Raw genomic sequence first — 18,180 nt, 5'->3', positions numbered from 1 at the left:
TGTTTGATGCAACGCTAGTGCCTTACACGCCGCTTGGAGGTCAAAAATTCTGTATTATCGCAGAAATTTGAGCGTTCGGGCTGTTAATAGCGGAAAAAACTGCACTTTTGCAGTATTGGTTTTGAGCCGGGAAAACTTATCGAATATCCCCTTGGACACCACGCTGACAAATGAGCCATGAACATGTGAGACAGCCTCTTCGACTTGCTGCACGCCGCATCGTCAATTCGTATTTTTCTCGAGCAGCAGTCGTTCGCCGGGCGCCATGACTTTGCCCTTCAGGCCTTTCTCCGCCAGCATCCGAACGAACGTCTCGGCGTCCTGCTTGATTACGTCGAACGTATTGTAATGGACAGGCACAACCAGCTTCGCCCCGAACCATTCGGCCGCCTGCACCGCATCTTCCGGCCCCATCGTGTAATTATCGCCGATCGGCAGGAAGGCGAGATCGATATCGTACCGGTCGCCAATCATTTTCATGTCGCCGAACAACGCCGTATCGCCCGCATGCAGCACCGTCAGCCCTTCGGCCTTTATAATAAAGCCGCCCGGCATGCCGCCGTAAATGATCTGCCGCTCGTCTCCCAGCACGATGCCCGAGCTGTGAAACGCCTGGATCATTTTCGCTTTGGCAAAGCCCAGATCGACGGTTCCTCCGAGGTTGATCTCCTTCGTTTTCAACCCTTTCCATGCCATATAATTGGCCAGCTCGTAAGTTGCAACGACCGTGGCGTCGTTCTGCCGGGCAACCGGCTCGGCATCGCCGATATGGTCGCCGTGCGCATGCGTCAGCAGCACGTATTCGGCTTTAATCTCTTCCGGCTTGGTGACGGCAAGCGGGTTCCCTCTCAGAAACGGGTCGATGACGAGCGAGTGCGTGCCGACCGTCAATTGGACGCACGAATGTCCGTGATAAACAACTTCCATTATGTATCCCTCCCTCAAAATTAAGGTTTGTCTCCCGACGAGCGTTCTACGGGTGTTCTATATCAAATTATGAACGGGATCGGAACAAACTGCAACCCATGGCAAACAGGCCTTACCCTGTCAAGGATAAGGCCTGCCGATGACGGTCCCGGCAAGAGACGGTCAAATCCACGCTTTCAGGTTAATTTGACGGATGAAATCCTCCCGCGACTGAACGTCTTTGCTGCCGCCCGATTTTTCCGACTGGTCTTCGCCGTTCATAATTCTGCGAAACAACTCTTCGTTGCGGGTCGCCAGCGCAAAATCGATCAACGCTTCCCGTTCCACACGGTCGACTTCCTGCGAAATGAGCGTTTCTTCCAATTCCACATCGTCGCCCGGCACGAGAAAATTGCGATTGACCTTCGGCACCCGCACCACGTAGTCAAACACATTATCTGCGTTGCGATCGTAAGCAATAATATAGCCATACTCCCCGACGGGGAGGTTCTGTTCGAATCGGTCGGACACAATGACCACTTTCTGGCCCAGTTTCAGCATATTCGCTTGCCCCCTGTCACAAAACCGCTAGTCTGTCGGACGATATAAGTCAGACGATAAGTTAAGATTCTACTAAAAATGATTCTACTAAAAAAAAGTAACGGTGTCCATGAATGGGGCAAACAAGTCGTAACTGAATCGGCCGAACCTGCGAAAACGGGCTTAATCCGCCGGATGAGCGCGCACCGCCCGCACCGCGATCAAGAGCGAGCCGATGACGCAAAGCGCCGTGACGGCAACCGTCGGCCAAAGCGACCCGGCGGCGCCTTCCAGCAACAGCTCCCGGGATGCCGCAGGCAGTCGTCCGGGCGACCAGGCCAGCTGCCGCGGAAAGAGCGACGTCAGCAGCGCCAGCGCGGCGAACGTGCCGAGCGCCGAGAAAGCCGCGGCAGCCGGGCTTTTCCACAGAGCGCTGAACATAAGGGCGGCGCTGCCGGCGACGAGCAGCCACAGCGCATAAAGAGCCGCGCCGGCCATTGCGTTCCCGACCGCAACGGGGCCGATCAGCACGACGGTATAATACCAGGATGCCGCATAGCCTGCGGCCAGCGATGCCGCGACGAGCGCCGCCATCGCCAGCCACTTGGACAACACGAAAGCGGCCGGGGAAACCGGCTTGACCAGAATAAGAGCGCCAGTCCCGGTATTCCGCTCCTGTGAGACGGCCCCCATGAACGACAGGGCGATAATGAGCGCGCCGAATATGCCGTACTGCTCGAGCGTTCCGGCCAATATTTCGCCGCCCGACGGCAGCGGGATCGAAATGACCGCCCCTTCCGGCAAGTTGCCTGCCGCGTCCAGCAACTGCGGGAGGAAATAATATGACACCGGCTGCATAATTCCTAGCAGAATGAAAACGAGCGGAACCCACAGCCATTTCCAGCTCCTTGCCAGTTCCAGCCATTCCTTGCCGAGCATCGCCGCCAATCCGCGCATCACGTCGACACCGCCTTCATAAATACGTCTTCCAAAGTCGAATATCCGGCTTCGATCCGGGCCACCTTTACTCCTTCGTCCGCCATTTCGCGAAGCAGCAAGCGCCGGGCCGCATCCAGATCGGAAACGGCAAACCGGATGCCGTCCTCAAACGGCAAAGCCGATACGACCGGTCCGTCTGCCTTGCCGGCGCGTCTCTTCACCCATTCGAGAGACGCTTCGTCCCGTTCGGTACGAACCGTAATGACCGGCTCGCGATAGCGTTCCCGGATATCCGGCAAACTGCCCTGCACGACGATCCGTCCGTCGCGGACAATCATAATGTCGTCGCAAAGCTCCTCCGCATCGGGCAGGACATGAGTGGAAAACAGAATCGTCGTCTCCCGCTTCAGTTCCTTCAACAGCTCCAGCACCTCTCTTCTTCCGACCGGATCAAGCGCAGAGACCGGCTCGTCCAGCACAAGCAGCTTCGGCCGATGAACGAGCGCCTGGGCCAGCCCGAGCCGCTGCTTCATGCCCCCCGAATATGTGGCGATGCGGCGGCGGCCGGCACCGGCCAGTCCGACGCGCGCCAGCAGCTCGTCCGCCGTCCGTTTGGCGTCCGCCGCGCGCAGACCGCACAGCCGCCCGGCGTACATCATATATTCGCGACCGCTCATCCAGCCGTAAAAGGAAGGCGACTGCGGCAAATAGCCGATATGCGCCCGAATGTCGCTCCGCTCAGGCAAGCCGGTAAAGGCGATCCTGCCTTCCGTCGGGCGGAGAAGTCCTGCCAGCATGCGGATCGTCGTCGTCTTGCCCGCTCCGTTCGGTCCGAGCAATGCCGCACACCGGCCTTCGCCGATGGCGAAGCTGATGCCGTCGACTGCGCGGACGCCGCCGAACGATTTTACCAGTTTTTCTACCGTCAGCAGCGGCTTCATCCGTCCATCCTCCTGCCGAACAGGAAGAAGGCGACCGGACCGATAATATTGACGACGACGATGACGATCGCCCATACCCATTTCGGGCCGCGCGTATGTTCCGCCTTGATCAGCGCCGTGAGCGCCGCGACCATCAGGATCAGCTGCACAACAACGACCGGACCGATAATTTGCCACAGCTTCGGGTCCGACCAATGGAAATCCATATCATTCACTCTCCCTTTCTTCCTTCACTTCACTTTGCGCTTGCGGCGAACGAGCACCCAATAGAAGAGGAGCGGCAGCGGAAACTGAATCAGTCCCCACAGCCCCCAAAACCACGGATACCGCTTCCGCTTGCGGGCATCGATAAACAGCCATGTCGACTGGGTGAGCATAATCGGGGCGATGACGAGCCAAACCCAATACTCGACTTCGGCCAGTTCTTTCAACGATTCGGCCAATCGCGCTTCACCCGCTTTCCGAACCTTCTGAAGACGAACCACAAAGCGCCGGCCAATCCTGCAGCCTGCAGGACGGCGAACAGAGGCAGATCGTAGTTCAGCAGCCAGAACATGACGGACAGAACCGCAAACGATGCCAGCCAGAACAGCCCCAAGTCCCGCCACAGCGTCCGCTTGAGCCGCCGCCGCTCCTCAACGAGCGCTTTGAACCACCATTCCGGCGGCACGCCCGGCTCGTGAAGCTCTTCCATACGGTCCAATGCCCCTTTGATTTTGCTGTGAAACCACAGCTCATCGCGATCCCGTTCACGCATCGTCGCCCAACTCCTTCCGCAGTTCGTTTATTCCGTTATGAACCCTCGATTTGACGGTTCCCGCCGGTATGCCCATCATCGCGCCGATTTCATCGTATCCGTAGCCGTAATAATGCTTCAGCAAAATCGCCATCCGCACGCCCGGCGGCAGTCGGCCGAGCGCATCCATAGCAGCCGGCCATTCCCCTTGCGCCTGCAGCGTCTCGTAACGGAGCGAGCGCGCCGCGTACTCGTCCTGCCGCCACCTTCGTTCCCTCTTGCGCCGCCGGGCGGCGTCGATGACGAGCCGCGACGCGATGGCGACAAGCCAGGTTGAAAACTTCGAGTCGCGCCGGAACGCGGCGATGCTCTCGATGGCCCGGATCATCGTCTCCTGCGCGATATCTTCGGCGAGCGGACGGTTCATCGTCACCTTCAGCAAATAGTTCATGACGAAAGGGTAATGCTCCCGAAGCAGGGCGGCCAGCGCATCCGCATCACCGCGTACCGCACGGGCTACGCGAACATCCTCGTTGTCCAAGCGAGAACATCCTTCCTTCTGTATTCTGTGACGAATATTTGCATTTGCCAGTATGACGTACAGGATGGCCGAAACGTTCACAGCGATGCAAACCTTTTCGAAAAAACATCTTTGCAATAAAACGGAAGCGGAAGCTCCGCTTGGAGGAGCTTCCGCTTCCCATTCGCTCATTACGGCAGAACGATAAGCCCTTCGGGATAGCAAGTCAATGTCCGCGGCCAGCCTTCCGTTACAAGATACGTATCCTCCACGCCGACGACGCCGCGGCCCGGGAACGAAAATTTCGGTTCCACCGCAACGGTCATGCCCGGTTCGAGCGGATTGTCGAAACCGTTCGCCAGCACGGGCCATTCGTCGACCTCAAGACCGATGCCGTGGCCGAGAAACTTGACCCGATCGGCGCCGAATCCCATAAAATGTTCCGGCCATCCGGATTCGTCCGCCAGCCGCAGCGCTTCCTGATACAAGGTGGAACATCGCACGCCCGGAACCATCCTCCGCCTGACTGCCTGAAGGATCGACTCGGACCGCTCGTACGCCTCGGCCAGATCATCGGGCAATGCGCCGATGACGGCCGTGCGCGTCTGATCGATAACATAACCGTCGACGCAGCAGCCGATATCGATCAGAATCGGCTCGTCGCGCGCGAACGTCTTGCCGCTGACGCCTTGGGCTGCGGCCGGGCCGAGTCCTCTACCGCCCGCCGGCCCGTCGAAAGCGGAAGGCTCGGCCGCCGCGGCTCCCGAGCCGACCATACCGGTGACAATCTCCTGATTGTAACCGCGCACGCGCATCATGCCGATATGCCCGCGAATCCGCAGCTCATATTCGAGACGGGCCATCCAGGCAAGCTCGGTTACGCCTTCGCGCAAATCGTTCAAAGCCTCGGTCAGCGCGTCGCTGACGATGCGCGCGGCCCGCTCGATGCGCGCAATCTCCCAAGGCGTCTTGACCGCCCGGACCCGCCTTACGAGCGCGGAGCCGTCCGCCAGCGTCGGCGCGGAAGCCGCTTCCCCGCTCCGCAGTGCTTCAAGGAGCCGCAAATAGGTTTGCGCCGGCATCGTATCGAGATCGGCGGCCAGCGTCCTGCCGCCGCCCGCCGCAAACAGCTGCGGGCAATCCCGCTCCAGGGCGGCCCGGAAGCCGCGGAGCGAACCGAGCGGCGCCGTGCGGACCGCAGACTCCTGGGCCGCCCGCGTCAGACTGCGGCGGACGTAGAATACCGCTTCCCCTTCGGCCGGGATCACCACATAGCCCGTCTGCATCGACCCGGTAGCGTACAAAATATCGACGTTCTGCGTCAGCAGCAGCCCGTCGTATCCTTCCCGCCGCAGCGCCTGCTGCAGACGGACGATGCGTCCGTGCACTTCTTCTCTCGGTATGCGATATTGGTCCTCTATCATGAAGCAGCTCCTCTCTAGTCCTGACTTTCTCCTTTCATTAGAGCAGGTCGGCATCCGGCTCGTCAACCTCATCTCTAAAGCCTTCCTGTCGTCCGCTGTCGCGAAAGGGATTGTCCGCGAGATCGGCGGGACCGAGTGAACATACGAATAAAATGGCCCGTTGCGGTCATGATAAGGTTAGAACTTTCACCTATGTGAGGAAGCATGCTATGAAATGGAGAAACTGGTTTTCGAATCGATCCGATCAATCGAATTCCCGCACCGATCATAACGGGGCGCTTCCCGATGCGAGCGGTCCGCCGACGCTGGAAAACATCAAGTTATTGTTTCAGGATATTCACGATGCGCATGTCCATCAGCTAATGGCGGACGGTCAAATCGTGAAGCTGTTTTATATCCGCTCCCTGGTAGACGGAACCCAACTGCAAAGCGATATAGTGTTTCCGGTACTTCACAGTACCGCAGGTCAAACCGGGTGGAAAGTCATATCCGACGACGTTATACAAGTCAAGACATTATCGCAGGCGCAAGAACAGATTTTGACCGGATCCGTGCTCGTTATTTATGAAAACGGGCTCGTCTACGCGGTCAATAAAAAGAATACTCTCGGCCGCTCGATCGATACTTCCGAACAGGAAGCCATTATGTACGGTCCGAAAGACAGCTTGAGCGAACAACTTGAAAGCAGTTTGACGTTAATTCGCCGCAGACTTCCGGTCCCGAACCTGAAATCGAAAAAATATTCGCTCGGTTCATTAAGCAAAACCACGGTCATCCTTCTTTATATGGAAGGCATCGTCAATCCGGAATTGGTCCGAATAGCCGATCAAAAAACGAAGGTGGTCGATTTCGACGTCTTTTTCGATTCGGCGCATCTTTCCGCTTTTCTGGAGGATCACGCATTTAGCGTTTTCCCCCAATTCCAGCAAACGGACCGGCCCGATGTTTTGGCCTCGGCGCTTTCAAGCGGCAAATTAGTTTGGGTAGTCGACAATACGCCGTTCGCATTGGTCGCGCCCGTTACCTTTTTCGACCTTTTCCAGACTCCCGAAGACTACGTGCATCGATGGATGGTCGGCAGTTTTCTGAGGGGTCTTCGATTTGTTGCCTTTATGATCGCACTTGTTTTGACACCGATCTATGTGGCGGTCACCGTGCATCATTATCAAATGATCCCTCTGGAAATGTTGTTTGTGCTCATGCAGTCCCGAAGCGAAGTTCCGTTCACTCCGCTATGGGAGGCTTTGTTAATGCTTTTGACGCTTGAAATTTTGAAGGAAGCAAGTTTGCGTATGCCGACCAAATCGGGCCAAACCCTTGGCGTCGTAGGAGGTATCGTAATCGGACAAGCTGCGGTCCAGGCAGGGATCGCCAGCAATATCCTGATCATCTTTATTTCCATATCCGCCATCGCGTCCTTTTTGGTCCCCAATTATTTGATGACCAACTCGGGAAAATTAATCCAGTTTATTTTTCTCATTTTGGCCGCGTGGCTCGGAATGTGGGGCGTCGGGTTCGGAATATTTTGGCTTTTCATCCATCTGCACGGTCTGACTTCGTTGCGCCAGCCTTATCTGGCACCATTAGTCCCGTTTTACAAAGGCGACTGGAAGGACACCATCGTCCGGTTCCCGATCAAGGCATTCAAAACCCGTCCCCGTTACTTAAAACCGTTGGCGCTATATAAAATATCCAAAAGGAGGACATGATGCATTCCAATGTCCGTTCTATCGATTTGTTTGCGATTTCCAAGCCGATCAACCCGCTGACATGGATGTTTCTTGTCAACCGTCTGCAGACGCTGTACTATATCTCTTTTTTGCCGAACATCGTGACCGACCCGTCCATGATCTGGCTCATTCTGCTTGCCGCGGCATGCTCGCACTTCAATATATGGCTGCTCGGCAACTGGTTTCGTCAGGAAGGCTTGCCCGAAGGATATTTGGGAACCTTCCGTCTGTTCGGCAGGAAGGCGTTATGGCTCCTCTCGTTAATCGGTCTGCCTGTTCTTTTGATAAAGTGCGCCTTGATGATGCTTGGCTACGTGGAAATCGTGCATTATATATTGTTTCCCTCCCTGACTCCGAAACTGTTTGTCGTGCTGCTGCTGTTCGCCTGCTTGTATCTGGCGCGATTGGGCATGGAACAAACACTGCGTTTTAGCGTCATCGCTTTTATCGGAACCTTTTGGATTATCGTGTTCTATATTCCGCTCATTTTACCGCCGAAAGCCGACTACTATCATCTTCTGCCCTTGATTCCGGATCGGGTCGTCCCGTATTCTTGGCAGACGTTTTTCATGCTGTGGACGGCTTTTGCCGGTCCTGAATACTTGTTGGCACTGCCGAAAAAAGCAATGGACGATCGACGGTTCAAAAGATATTTACGGATTGGAAATGTTTTGAGCGCCATTGAATATGTCTTCTTTATCGGCATAGCCTTATTATTTTACGGGCCGGAATATTTGCAGAAATTGGATTTTCCATTCGTTCAACTCATCCGCTACATACAACTTCCGATAGCCGAACGTCTGGAAATGTTTATTATTCCGGCATATGCCCTTTCCGTCATTTATGTTGTAGCCGTTTTTCTGCTGTATGCAACGGGGGCACTCCAGATTGTAACCGGCACTTCACACCGCTGGTCCAAACGAAATCTGGGGGTAACGTTTGTGCTTCTTCTTTCGACGACGCTTGCGATACAACACTGGGGGTGGGCAAACGAAACGGGGAAGGTTCGGTGGATCGAGTGGCATAACTGGCTTGATGCATCGACCTATGCCGCTCTTCCTCTTCTCCTTCTCATTGCAAAATTACGGATCCAAAAGCGAGGGGCTCGCCATGCAACCCATAAGCCGACAAATTAAACGAGGGATACTTTTTCTTTTTTTCCTGATCAATTGCGGCTGTTCTTCATTTTGCGTAAAAACGAACACAGTCGACGAGATATCCCCGATCATCATGCAATATATTGACCAGAAGGACGGCCATTTGCAAGTATCAACGATTATCCCTCCATTGAAAAAGGAGCAAAAAAGGGTCGTTACGACTCAAGCAGCGTTAATGGAGGAAGGGAGATACAAATTGGATCATAAATATTATCGGGAAATGAAAAACGGGCAATTGCGAATGGTGTTGATCTCCAAGACATTGGCCCGGAAAGGTCTTATCAATGTGATCAATACGCTTATACTTGATCCGGAAATCTCGGATCGAATTTTTCTCGCCGTCGTGGAAGGCGATATGATCGGCTACTTAAACGACCAATTGCAAAGAAGGCAGGAACAGATCGATTTTTATTTGTACAGGATGATGAGCCATCATGAAAAGCAAAGGGAATTGACGATCATTAATCTTCACCAATTTATGGAAAAATTGTATGACCCCTATGCCGATCCGATCATGCCTTTATTTTCTGTCGAAGGTAATGATTTTGTTTACAAAGGTACGGCGTTGTTTCAAGACGACCGGATGATTGACGTAATCCGTCCGCCGGAGGACTTGTACTTTCAGATGCTCTCTCGAAAAAACCGTCAGCTCAAAATTATCCCGATGCCGGCTATGGAAACGGCCATCGGCGAAGTGTACACGACCCGCCATATTCGGTTTTCCCGTTCGTTCCGTGAAGTCCGGATCGATGTCACCCTAAAGGGAAGGGTAGAAGAATACAAGGAAAACACCAACTTAAGCGATTCGGCAGATACGGCTTCCTGGGTCCGTTCACTGGAAAGCCACGTCGAGTCGGAAATGAACCGGTTAATTCGCCGGATCCAGTCGCAGTCTATAGATCCTATTTCCGCGGGAAAGCATACGCTGGGACTTGCAAGCCGACCATTTAGCGGAGATAAATGGAGGCAACGTTGGCCTCATATACAGGTTCGCGTGAAGGCACACGTGAATCTGGAAAATATGGGTACGCTGAAACCGGGAAAATCCAGATTCACGCCAAGACATAACTACAATCTTTTTTGACATACGGGCAACATCTCGTCTTCTTCTTCGATCAAACGATGATGACGGAGATGGATACGCCAACGACGGATGTCGAGGTTACCCGCGACAGGCCGCCGCTCGATGCGAATGAAAGCTTCGCGCTCGACCAATCGATCGCTTCCGGCCAGTACAAAGAGAAATTGCTGTACGTTCTCGCCCTGGGCAGAATATTCGAATGAACTCGCTTCCGCTTCGCCGAACATCGGGAAATCGGACGAAGACACCCGGAACGCTTCAACCGTACACCAGCTCCGCCGCCCCTTTCACTTCCCACTCGATCGGCTCCAGCACGCTGAAAATACGCGGATATTGAAGCCGGATAATCATGACGACGCCCGGACGCTGCAGCGTCACCTCGTAGCCGTATTGTTTATTGCGGTACGTGTAAGGAAACGTCCGGTCCGCATTGACGATTTCGAACGCCAGCACGTCGACTCTGTCCCGCCAATAGCTCCCGGGCAGCGGCTGTCCGTTCGCATCCAGCCGCAGGTTGGCTTGCAAATAACGGAGCGCCTCTTCGGCGGCCCGCTTCTCGTCGATGCGGAAGCGCCCCGCCGCGAGCGCCGCCTCATCCAGCTGCTGGGCCGCCGCGTGGACGGCGCGGTTGACCGCATGCTTCCCCTGGAAAAGCGCCTGAACCGCCATTTCCTCGTCGATCTGCAGCGCGCCGCCCCACAGCCATATCCCCATCATCAGCAGGAGAAGCAGCAGCTTGTACAACCGATCTCCTCCTTTCGCACCTTTTTGCCTTATGGTACGTATTCGCTCATTTTCAGCCCGCCCGCGCTCATCCGCTCGTCCGGCGACGGCGGGGCGAGGCCGATCAGCCGGTCGATTTCGAACAGCCGCTCGAACGGGTAGCTGATCGCAAGCCCCAGCCCCGTGCCGCGCGGCAGCGGCTGACCCGGATCGTCGGCGGGCCGGCCGTCCGTGGCATAAACTTCGTACTCGAGCCGTTCAGGCCGCATGCCGAATGCGGCCAGACGAAGACGGGACTGCTCGATCATACGGCTGTCGATATAGCCGTGATCGCCGTTCGCCCCGATCTCCAGCATGTAATCGACTTCTTTCTGCAGCACTGCCTGCCGGACGATCAGCACATGCTTGTAAATCGGAGAGAACATGACCCAACACAGCATGCCGGCGAACAGGACGAACACCAGGATCTGCTTCATGGGCTGAGCCGCCTCAGCGAATCGGCGAACGCCCCTCCGGCTTGCTCGAGCTGCCGCTTCGTCCCGCTCTCTCCCCCGGCAATGCTCGTGAACAGAACGATGGCGGTCACGATCAGCAGCAGCGTCATTAACAGCGCTCTCATAGCGGATTCCCCCCAGTCGTCAGGCTGCCGGCTCTACGGCACCAACGTGCCGATGCTCGTATTGGCCGCGTTGCCCTGGCTTTGAATCTGCGCGCGCGTCCCTGTCGTATCTTTGGCGATAATGTTGTTGAACAGAAAAATGACGACCACGAGCAGCATCACCGTCATCAAAATATTCCGCATCCGATCACCTCCCGATCAAGCTTCAAGCCGGAACGGAGTTACCCGTTCAGCGATGAAAACAGCTTCTGCCCTTCCTGCACCCAGGGATAAATGAAAACCTGAAACGTGTACAGGATCGGAATACCGGCCAGCACGAACAGAACGTAAGAGGCCGATTCCTTACGGCTTTCCTTCGCGAACTCCAGCTTATCCTTATAGTCCTGAATCCGCTCGCGAAGCAGCCTGTAATAATCTTCGCTGTCGTGAAGCCGGAGCGAATCGATCGTTTCGACGAAGCTTACGCCTTCGTCGGTTCCGATCCGCCGCTTGAACCGGCGCAGCGCTTCTTCGGCGTCGTGGTACCATTCCGCGAGCAGCCGCTGCATGTCTCCCCGCAGGGCATGCGTGAAAGGCAGGCAGCGCATCAGCTTCGCGTGGATATGCAGCGACGAGCCGGACAAATAAAGCAGTTGGTTGCTGACGACATAGATTTCCTTCATAATCCGCTGCGCCCTCAGACGGGATAGCGAACGCAGCCAGATGCGATCCCACAACGCCGCCCCGTACAGCACGGCCAATCCCGACAATACGGCAAATGGCGACAGACGAATCCACGCGTCCAGATCGAGCAGAACGTACGCGGCCGCAACTGCGGGCGCCGTTACGACAATGACGCGCCTGGCCAGCACGTAGACGGCGGCGTCTCCCGTATAGCCGCAGCCTGCCAGCAGCGCTTCCCGCTCGGCGAAGGCGGGCTTGTCCCGCTCGATGCCGAACGCGCGCAGCCAGCGGTCCGATACCGCCCGCCCGTACCGCTCCGCGCCGCTTAGATGCGTCCAGCGCGGCAGCCGTTTCGGCAGCATACGCAGCAAGAACAGCATCGCCAAAAACGCGAACAAATACTGTCCCGCCAAAGCGGCGCCAAAAAAGGCTTTCGAAATCCAATCCTGCATGAAGCGGCCTCCTTTACATTTTTTTTCGGGACAGCCACAAGCCCATCAGAAACGAAGCGAAAATCAGCACCGCGGCGTTCAGCAGCATATCCCGTCCCTGCGGGTCCAGCACGTAGTACAGATAGGAATTGTCAGGGTTGTAATGAAAATTGATGCCCATAAACAGCGCCAAAAACAAAATCGGCGTAAAGTTGGCCAGCCGGATTTCCAGCAGCCTGGTGCGTTCCTGCTCGTTGGCGCGGCGCGCCTTGCGCATATCCGTTATCAGTTCCTTGACATTGTCGGTGACGGGGTGCCCCTCCGTCAGCGCCGCGCTCAATATATTGACAAAATAATCGGCCCAGACATGCCCGAGCGACGCCGCGAAGATCCGCAGGCTTGCTTCGTCGTCGCCGCGCACCGACAAATTGCGGTACAGCTGCTCGAATACCGCCTGTATCTGCGCCGGCATCCGCTGTTCCTCGACCGCCCGCTGCAGAGCGGTGCGGATATGCCGTTCTCCGGTTACGAGGTAACACTGATAGAACAGTTCAACCGCCGGCAAAAAATCGAGTCTGGTCTGCATTTGCCGGTGAACGAGCAGCGTTCGCAACAGCGTATAAGGCAGCAGGGCGAGCACGGCGCCGAGCAGCAGGCATCCTTTCACGCTCTGAAACAGCAGCGCTCCCGCTGTCATGCCGGCGAGCATCAGGAGCCCCGACAGCAGCACAAGCCCTTCCGGCCGCATCGGCACGCGCATCGATTCGAGCAGCTCGGACAGATGGCGGTACGGACGTTCGAAGCGCCTGACCGAGTTCGCAACATACAGGTAAAGACGGTGGCGGCGGCGATAAACAAGCCGTCCGGCATAATGGCGGCTATCCGTCCAAAGCCGAAGCAGGCTGAAAAAACATAGAAACAGCAAAACGAACAGCAGCGCCCCCGCCCCTGCCGCAGCCAGCGCCGTCATCCGGCATCGCTCCATCCTTCAGCCGCGGCTGCAAGCCGCTGAGCGGCGCGCGGAGACGGGGCGGAGGGATAAATCCATTCGCCGGCCGCTTCGTCGTAACGGACCCAGTCGCGCACGATTACGCTTCCGTCCTGCCAGCCGATCTCCCCGATGCGGACGATGCGCCGCCGGCCGCCGATCTGCCTCATCTCGACGCCGATCTGGGTGACGTACTCCGCAATTCTGCGCGTCAGACGTCCGGCGTCCATCCCCCGGCCGTCGAGCATGCACATGTCGGCGATCGCGTCCGGCACATCTTCCAGCGCATTCGCGTGCACCGTCGTCATGCTGCCGGCATGGCCGCGCGTGCAGGCGCGGACGTAGATGTTGGCGTCGTCGTCGCGGATCTCGGCATGAATGATGCGCTGGGGAGATTGACGAAGAGCGAGCTTGAACGCCTGGGCCGAGCCGTGAAGCGGGTCGTCCTCGTCGATTTCGTATTCGATCGCGTTCTTCGCAGGAAAGTCGCGGCGAATCATCATCTCCAGCCTGCTTTCGATCGTCACGATTCGCTCGGCGTCCGGCAATTCGGCCACGAGCGCCTTCAGCAAATGCGTCTTGCCCGAATTCGTCGGACCGATGACGACCAGATTGAAGCGGGCTCGCAGCACGTCCAGCAGCATCTGCCGGATCCGCCCGTTGATCGTGCCGTAACGGGGCTCGCACAGCGCCTCCAGGCTGAAGGAGCGGACCGTATAGAAACGGATCGTCAACGTCGGTACGGCGGTAAAGCCGAAGCCCGTCATCGTCACGCGCGAGCCGTCCCTCAGCATCACCTCCGCCCATCGTTTGCGCGGATTGATCCGATCGTTGTTGTACAGCACCAGGTTTTGCTGGATGCGCTCGACGTCCCGCACGGACTCGAACGAATACGCCGAAGGCCGGGCTTCCCCGCCGCGCACTTCGAATATGTCGGTGCCGACGACCTGAATCTCCTCAAGCCCTTCCCGGTGCTGCAGCACAAGCTCCAGCACGTTCATCCCGATCACCTCGGAGAAAAGCGCTTCGGCCAGCGACTGGTAAGGATGGCGGAACCCGGGAAGCTCGTGAATGCGGCGCCGGATCAGACGGTCGGTAATGAGCGCCATAATTTCCGCCCGTTCACGGGGGAAGCCGAGCACAGCCCGGTTCAGCTTCTCGCCGTACAACCGCCGCTCCTCTTCCGTGGCGCCGCGCGGCGCGGCCAGATAGGCGCGGATATCGTCGGCAAGGCGCTCGAAATCGCCGGTCTCCTGTACGGCCAGCGCCGCCGGCTGCCATTCGTCCGAATCGGCCTCCGGAAGCTCCAGCCGGATTCGGGCGGAGAAGGCCGAAGGCGAGAACTTGCCGGCTTGTCCGGCTGCGCTCTCCTTCATGACCCGGCTCCGTTGCGGTATGCGAGCAATTTGCGATACCATGGCTGCGATCCGGCGGCCTGACGCCGCGCGATACCGTACCGGCCAAGAATCGCATCGGCCGTCTCCCGCATCGCCTTGCGGCCCTGCTCGTCGCTCCGCAGCCATTCCTCGATCCGCCCGCTGTCCAGCTGGGAAAACAGCGATTCCGTCAGCCGCAGCTCGCCGATTCGGGTTAAACCCATCTCTTTGCAAATATCTTTCACGCTGTATCCTCCATTCTTCCAAGGGGGGTGTATAATAATTGCTTCATACGCTTCCGGCGGAATGCCGAACAAGGGCGAGACCTGGCCGATCCAACGCTTCCCGTCTTCCTGAAAGTGCGACAGCGCGCCGGTCGTTACGAGCATGCGGGCGTCGGCCCTGCGCAGCGAACAGACGGTTGCGGCATTGTCCCAATATGCCCCCAGGTCCAACGTAACGAGCGAATAGGTGGAGGCGGCCACCGCAAGCAGATGATCGGCCTCCTCCGGCGTAAAAAATTCGGCCTGGTCCCGCAGCATGTTGCCAAACAGCACATGCAGGTTTGGCATACCTTTGACCCGGTGCGAAGCGTGCAGCAGCTTCTCCGGCGTCAGCGACCCGGCGCGCAGCTCGGGGCGCAAGCCGTCGAGCGTCGAGGACGGACCGTCCATCCCGAGAAACCGGTGAATCTTGGCGCTCTTCAGGTTCATGCACAGAAAACCGACAGGCTTGCCGCTCGCTTCGGCTGTCCGATAGGCGAAGGCGAAAGCCGCCGAAGTGACGCCGATATTCGGGGTCGTGCCGACGAATGCGATTAACGGAGCAGGCTTCACCTTCCGCTCACCTCCGGCGCCGCGCCGGTTACGTCCAGCGACAGCGGGCTGTAGGCGATGACCAGCTTGCTCTCGCCTGTTCTGCACAAGTTGTCGATGGTCAGCCATTGCTGCTCGGTCAGATTCAGGTTAATGTAATCGATCATGCCGTTCGCGTCGCGGCGCGACGCATACATCCGCTCGCGGTCTCCGCGCGCCAATGACAGCAGGTTCGGATTGCTCAGATCATCGATCTCCACATTGCCCGACGTCTTCACGGAAGCGACGGTCACGACATCCTCGAACAGTCTGGCCGATTCCGTCGGCCCTCCCGAAACGTAAACGACGACTTTGTCGCCGGCGCGAATGCCGTTCGATACGGAGAGCACATATTCGCGCGGAATTTGGAAGGTCGATTGATCGCTACCCGGCATCAGCCGGAAACGGTCGATCTTCCACAAGAGCAGCGGCTCTCCTTGCCCGAGCGGAACAACCGCCTCCATTCCTTCGACCTGCGACGCATCGAGCAGCATCTGTTCCGCATCGTACGACGACCTGGCGATAGCGCGATATTCGAAGTCGTCCGCCGCAAGCCTCGCTCCGGCAGGGAGCAGCCGTTTCGGCACGACGACGCGCACCGTCTCCTGCCGTTCGAGCTGCTGCAGCTGGAACGAATAGATTCCGTACACGAGCAGACCGGACAGAACAGCCGCCGCCAGACTGATCATTGCATTTCTCCTTCTGTTCATCGTCACTCCTCTCTCCCCGGCAAGCGAACAAAAAAAGAACGCAGGCAGGAGCCACACAGGCTCTCCGCTTGCGTTCTTCGCAAAGCGTTCGCTTAATCATTTTGAAGGATTCATAATATCGAGTGACTATATATTACCAGCGGATTTCGATTTTGTCCACACTTTTTATACAAAATTCTCCTTTTTTGCGAGTTATCCACCTATTATGTCGAATAATCGCGAAAAATCGTCCGGCAGCAAATGTGGTACGACCGCCCCAAATCGGTTATGATGGGGAAGTAAAAGCCGCCAATCAGCGGTAAATGCGGCCGACCTGCCGCATCATCTGGAGGAAATAACGAAAAGATTATGAAACGGCTTGCCAAATCTCTGTCATCCAAAATTACACCGGCGCGCATACTCGTGCTCGGCTATCTGATCGCCGTCATCCTGTCGTCCGTCGTTCTGACGCTGCCCATCAGCCTTCAGGAAGGCGTTCGTATCGGCTGGTTCGATGCGCTGTTTACGGCCACCAGCGCGGTAAGCGTCACCGGCTTGACCGTCGTGCCGACGGACTCCACGTTCAGCTTCTTCGGGAAGTTCGCGCTCATGTTTATGTTCCAGCTCGGCGGAATCGGCATTATGACGATGGGCGCGTTTGTGTGGCTTATTCTCGGTCGCAACATTACGCTGTCGCAGCGGCGGCTTATTATGGTGGACCAGAACCGCCCGCAACTGTCCGGACTCGTTAACGTCATGCGGATGGTGCTGATGATGTCGCTCATCATCGAAGGAACCGGCACGCTGATTCTGACTTTTTATTTCAAAGCCGCCGGATACCACGAGGAATGGCTGGAAGCGCTGGGCTTCGCGATTTTCCACTCCGTCTCCTCGTTCACCAACGCAGGCTTCGACATTTACGGCGATTCGCTTTACCGTTTTGCCGCGGACTACTTCGTCCAGTCTGTCACGATCGTGCTGCTGGTGCTCGGAGCGATCGGATTTCCGGTTCTGATCGAGCTGCGCGAATATTGGCTTCGCCGGAATGAGAAGTTTCGCTTCTCCCTGTACACGAAGATGACCGGGCTGATGTACATGCTGCTTGTGGTCGTCGGCACCGTCGGCATCCTGCTGTTCGAGAGGGGGCAGCAGATGGAGTCGCTGCCTTGGCACGAGCAGCTGTTCTATGCGCTGTTCCACTCCGTCAGCACGCGCAGCGGCGGGCTTGCGACGACGGACGGGAGCTTCTTCAGCCTGCCGTCGCAGCTTCTGCTCGCCATACTGATGTTCATCGGGGCCAGCCCGTCCAGCGTCGGCGGCGGCATCCGCACCACGACGTTCGGCGTCATGCTGCTTACGCTGTACAATTATGCGCTCGGGCGCAATGAAGTGCGCGCATTCAACCGGGCCATCAAGCAGGAGGACGTCACGAAGAGCTTCGTCGTTTTCTCCGTGGCGTCGATACTTGTACTCGGCAGCACGATGCTGATCGCCAGTATGGAGCCGCCTGCCATGTCGCTGGCCGCGATCCTGTACGAGGTATGCTCGGCATTCGGAACGAGCGGTCTGACGCTCGGCATTACGACCGAATTGTCCTTGGGGAGCAAAATCGTGCTGATCGTGCTGATGTTTATCGGCCGGATCGGTGTACTGGTGCTGCTGTACCTGTTCCGCAGCCGCAAGCAGAAGCAGCTCGTCCACTATCCGAAGGAAGACATCATCATCGGCTGAACGGTCGGCCGAGCGTCCGCGGAACAAAGCTGCAAAAGTGCAGTATTTCCGGGCGTAAAAGAACCAAAACGCGAAAATTGCTGCGATAATGCAGTTTTTTTGATCCGTTCTAGCCAGACCATCGAAAATCGC

The 18,180-nt window shown here is 57.0% G+C and carries 23 protein-coding genes; 5 read left to right on the top strand and 18 right to left on the bottom strand.

Annotation, left to right across the window (positions count from 1 at the left end; all coding sequences use genetic code 11):
• Positions 1–222 precede the first annotated feature (222 nt).
• From ABEV74_RS17265 to ABEV74_RS17225, 9 genes are all read right to left on the bottom strand, one after another.
• Entirely contained in the window at positions 223–927 is a 705-nt protein-coding gene (locus ABEV74_RS17265; RefSeq protein ID WP_430147902.1) for a metal-dependent hydrolase, read from the bottom strand.
• 162 nt (positions 928–1,089) lie between these two features.
• A complete protein-coding gene (locus ABEV74_RS17260; RefSeq protein WP_430147900.1) occupies positions 1,090–1,467 on the bottom strand; it encodes an ATPase in 378 nt (125 codons plus the stop codon).
• 162 nt (positions 1,468–1,629) lie between these two features.
• Positions 1,630–2,403: an ABC transporter permease gene (locus ABEV74_RS17255; protein WP_430147905.1), complete on the bottom strand. Its 774-nt coding sequence runs from the start codon at positions 2,401–2,403 to the stop codon at positions 1,630–1,632.
• The gene (locus ABEV74_RS17250; protein ID WP_430147897.1) at positions 2,403–3,326 is read right to left on the bottom strand and encodes an ABC transporter ATP-binding protein; all 924 of its coding nucleotides are present in this window, start codon (positions 3,324–3,326) and stop codon (positions 2,403–2,405) included. Before ABEV74_RS17250 ends, ABEV74_RS17255 begins: the two co-directional genes overlap by 1 nt.
• Complete coding sequence (locus tag ABEV74_RS17245) at positions 3,323–3,532, bottom strand: PLDc N-terminal domain-containing protein (protein WP_213529308.1); 210 nt, start codon at positions 3,530–3,532, stop codon at positions 3,323–3,325. The genes ABEV74_RS17250 and ABEV74_RS17245 overlap by 4 nt, the downstream gene beginning before the upstream one ends.
• 24 nt (positions 3,533–3,556) lie before the next feature.
• The gene (locus tag ABEV74_RS17240; RefSeq protein ID WP_430147894.1) at positions 3,557–3,769 is read right to left on the bottom strand and encodes a hypothetical protein; all 213 of its coding nucleotides are present in this window, start codon (positions 3,767–3,769) and stop codon (positions 3,557–3,559) included.
• Positions 3,754–4,083: a YxlC family protein gene (locus ABEV74_RS17235; RefSeq protein ID WP_062495296.1), complete on the bottom strand. Its 330-nt coding sequence runs from the start codon at positions 4,081–4,083 to the stop codon at positions 3,754–3,756. Before ABEV74_RS17235 ends, ABEV74_RS17240 begins: the two co-directional genes overlap by 16 nt.
• The gene (gene sigY / locus ABEV74_RS17230) at positions 4,076–4,603 is read right to left on the bottom strand and encodes an RNA polymerase sigma factor SigY (RefSeq protein WP_062495300.1); all 528 of its coding nucleotides are present in this window, start codon (positions 4,601–4,603) and stop codon (positions 4,076–4,078) included. The genes ABEV74_RS17235 and sigY overlap by 8 nt, the downstream gene beginning before the upstream one ends.
• A gap of 170 nt (positions 4,604–4,773) precedes the next feature.
• Positions 4,774–6,006, bottom strand: a complete 1,233-nt coding sequence (locus ABEV74_RS17225; RefSeq protein WP_430147890.1) for a M24 family metallopeptidase — start codon at positions 6,004–6,006, stop codon at positions 4,774–4,776.
• Positions 6,007–6,215: 209 nt separating this feature from the next.
• Here ABEV74_RS17225 and ABEV74_RS17220 point away from each other — a divergent pair, with 209 nt between their 5' ends.
• From ABEV74_RS17220 to ABEV74_RS17205, 4 genes are read left to right on the top strand one after another with little or no spacing between them, the layout of a single operon-like run.
• Complete coding sequence (locus tag ABEV74_RS17220; RefSeq protein ID WP_430147887.1) at positions 6,216–7,715, top strand: spore germination protein; 1,500 nt, start codon at positions 6,216–6,218, stop codon at positions 7,713–7,715.
• The gene (locus tag ABEV74_RS17215; protein ID WP_430147885.1) at positions 7,712–8,872 is read left to right on the top strand and encodes a GerAB/ArcD/ProY family transporter; all 1,161 of its coding nucleotides are present in this window, start codon (positions 7,712–7,714) and stop codon (positions 8,870–8,872) included. Before ABEV74_RS17220 ends, ABEV74_RS17215 begins: the two co-directional genes overlap by 4 nt.
• A complete protein-coding gene (locus ABEV74_RS17210; RefSeq protein WP_488168585.1) occupies positions 8,772–9,977 on the top strand; it encodes a Ger(x)C family spore germination protein in 1,206 nt (401 codons plus the stop codon). The genes ABEV74_RS17215 and ABEV74_RS17210 overlap by 101 nt, the downstream gene beginning before the upstream one ends.
• Before the next feature lie 50 nt (positions 9,978–10,027).
• Positions 10,028–10,177: a hypothetical protein gene (locus ABEV74_RS17205; protein WP_430147879.1), complete on the top strand. Its 150-nt coding sequence runs from the start codon at positions 10,028–10,030 to the stop codon at positions 10,175–10,177.
• 55 nt (positions 10,178–10,232) lie between these two features.
• Here the strand turns inward: ABEV74_RS17205 and ABEV74_RS17200 are convergent, their stop codons facing one another.
• The 9 genes from ABEV74_RS17200 to ABEV74_RS17160 are packed head-to-tail and all read right to left on the bottom strand — an operon-like array spanning position 10,233 to position 16,338.
• Positions 10,233–10,718, bottom strand: a complete 486-nt coding sequence (locus tag ABEV74_RS17200; protein ID WP_430147877.1) for a hypothetical protein — start codon at positions 10,716–10,718, stop codon at positions 10,233–10,235.
• A gap of 29 nt (positions 10,719–10,747) precedes the next feature.
• Complete coding sequence (locus ABEV74_RS17195) at positions 10,748–11,173, bottom strand: hypothetical protein (RefSeq protein WP_062495316.1); 426 nt, start codon at positions 11,171–11,173, stop codon at positions 10,748–10,750.
• On the bottom strand, positions 11,170–11,316 hold the full coding sequence (locus ABEV74_RS17190) for a hypothetical protein (protein WP_160327841.1): 147 nt from the start codon (positions 11,314–11,316) through the stop codon (positions 11,170–11,172). The genes ABEV74_RS17195 and ABEV74_RS17190 overlap by 4 nt, the downstream gene beginning before the upstream one ends.
• Positions 11,317–11,349: 33 nt before the next feature.
• Entirely contained in the window at positions 11,350–11,499 is a 150-nt protein-coding gene (locus ABEV74_RS17185; RefSeq protein ID WP_201024046.1) for a hypothetical protein, read from the bottom strand.
• A gap of 38 nt (positions 11,500–11,537) precedes the next feature.
• Positions 11,538–12,431 carry a hypothetical protein gene (locus ABEV74_RS17180; RefSeq protein ID WP_430147875.1) on the bottom strand — a complete coding sequence of 298 codons (894 nt, stop codon included), beginning with the start codon at positions 12,429–12,431 and terminating at the stop codon, positions 11,538–11,540.
• A 13-nt stretch (positions 12,432–12,444) separates the two neighbouring features.
• The gene (locus ABEV74_RS17175) at positions 12,445–13,380 is read right to left on the bottom strand and encodes a type II secretion system F family protein (protein WP_430147871.1); all 936 of its coding nucleotides are present in this window, start codon (positions 13,378–13,380) and stop codon (positions 12,445–12,447) included.
• The gene (locus ABEV74_RS17170) at positions 13,377–14,774 is read right to left on the bottom strand and encodes an ATPase, T2SS/T4P/T4SS family (RefSeq protein ID WP_430147869.1); all 1,398 of its coding nucleotides are present in this window, start codon (positions 14,772–14,774) and stop codon (positions 13,377–13,379) included. Before ABEV74_RS17170 ends, ABEV74_RS17175 begins: the two co-directional genes overlap by 4 nt.
• Positions 14,771–15,610 (bottom strand): CpaE/TadZ family protein, encoded by an 840-nt coding sequence (locus tag ABEV74_RS17165; protein WP_062495324.1) that lies wholly within the window; start codon positions 15,608–15,610, stop codon positions 14,771–14,773. The genes ABEV74_RS17170 and ABEV74_RS17165 overlap by 4 nt, the downstream gene beginning before the upstream one ends.
• Positions 15,607–16,338, bottom strand: a complete 732-nt coding sequence (locus ABEV74_RS17160; protein ID WP_062495326.1) for an SAF domain-containing protein — start codon at positions 16,336–16,338, stop codon at positions 15,607–15,609. The genes ABEV74_RS17165 and ABEV74_RS17160 overlap by 4 nt, the downstream gene beginning before the upstream one ends.
• 348 nt (positions 16,339–16,686) lie before the next feature.
• Here ABEV74_RS17160 and ABEV74_RS17155 point away from each other — a divergent pair, with 348 nt between their 5' ends.
• On the top strand, positions 16,687–18,048 hold the full coding sequence (locus tag ABEV74_RS17155) for a TrkH family potassium uptake protein (RefSeq protein WP_062495328.1): 1,362 nt from the start codon (positions 16,687–16,689) through the stop codon (positions 18,046–18,048).
• Positions 18,049–18,180: the final 132 nt, after the last annotated feature.

The sequence above is a fragment of the Paenibacillus cisolokensis genome (genome assembly GCF_050481165.1).
Lineage (GTDB): Bacteria > Bacillota > Bacilli > Paenibacillales > Paenibacillaceae > Paenibacillus_AH > Paenibacillus_AH cisolokensis.
The sequence above is the reverse complement of the archived record's forward strand: the minus strand, read 5'-3'. Positions and strand labels throughout refer to the sequence as shown.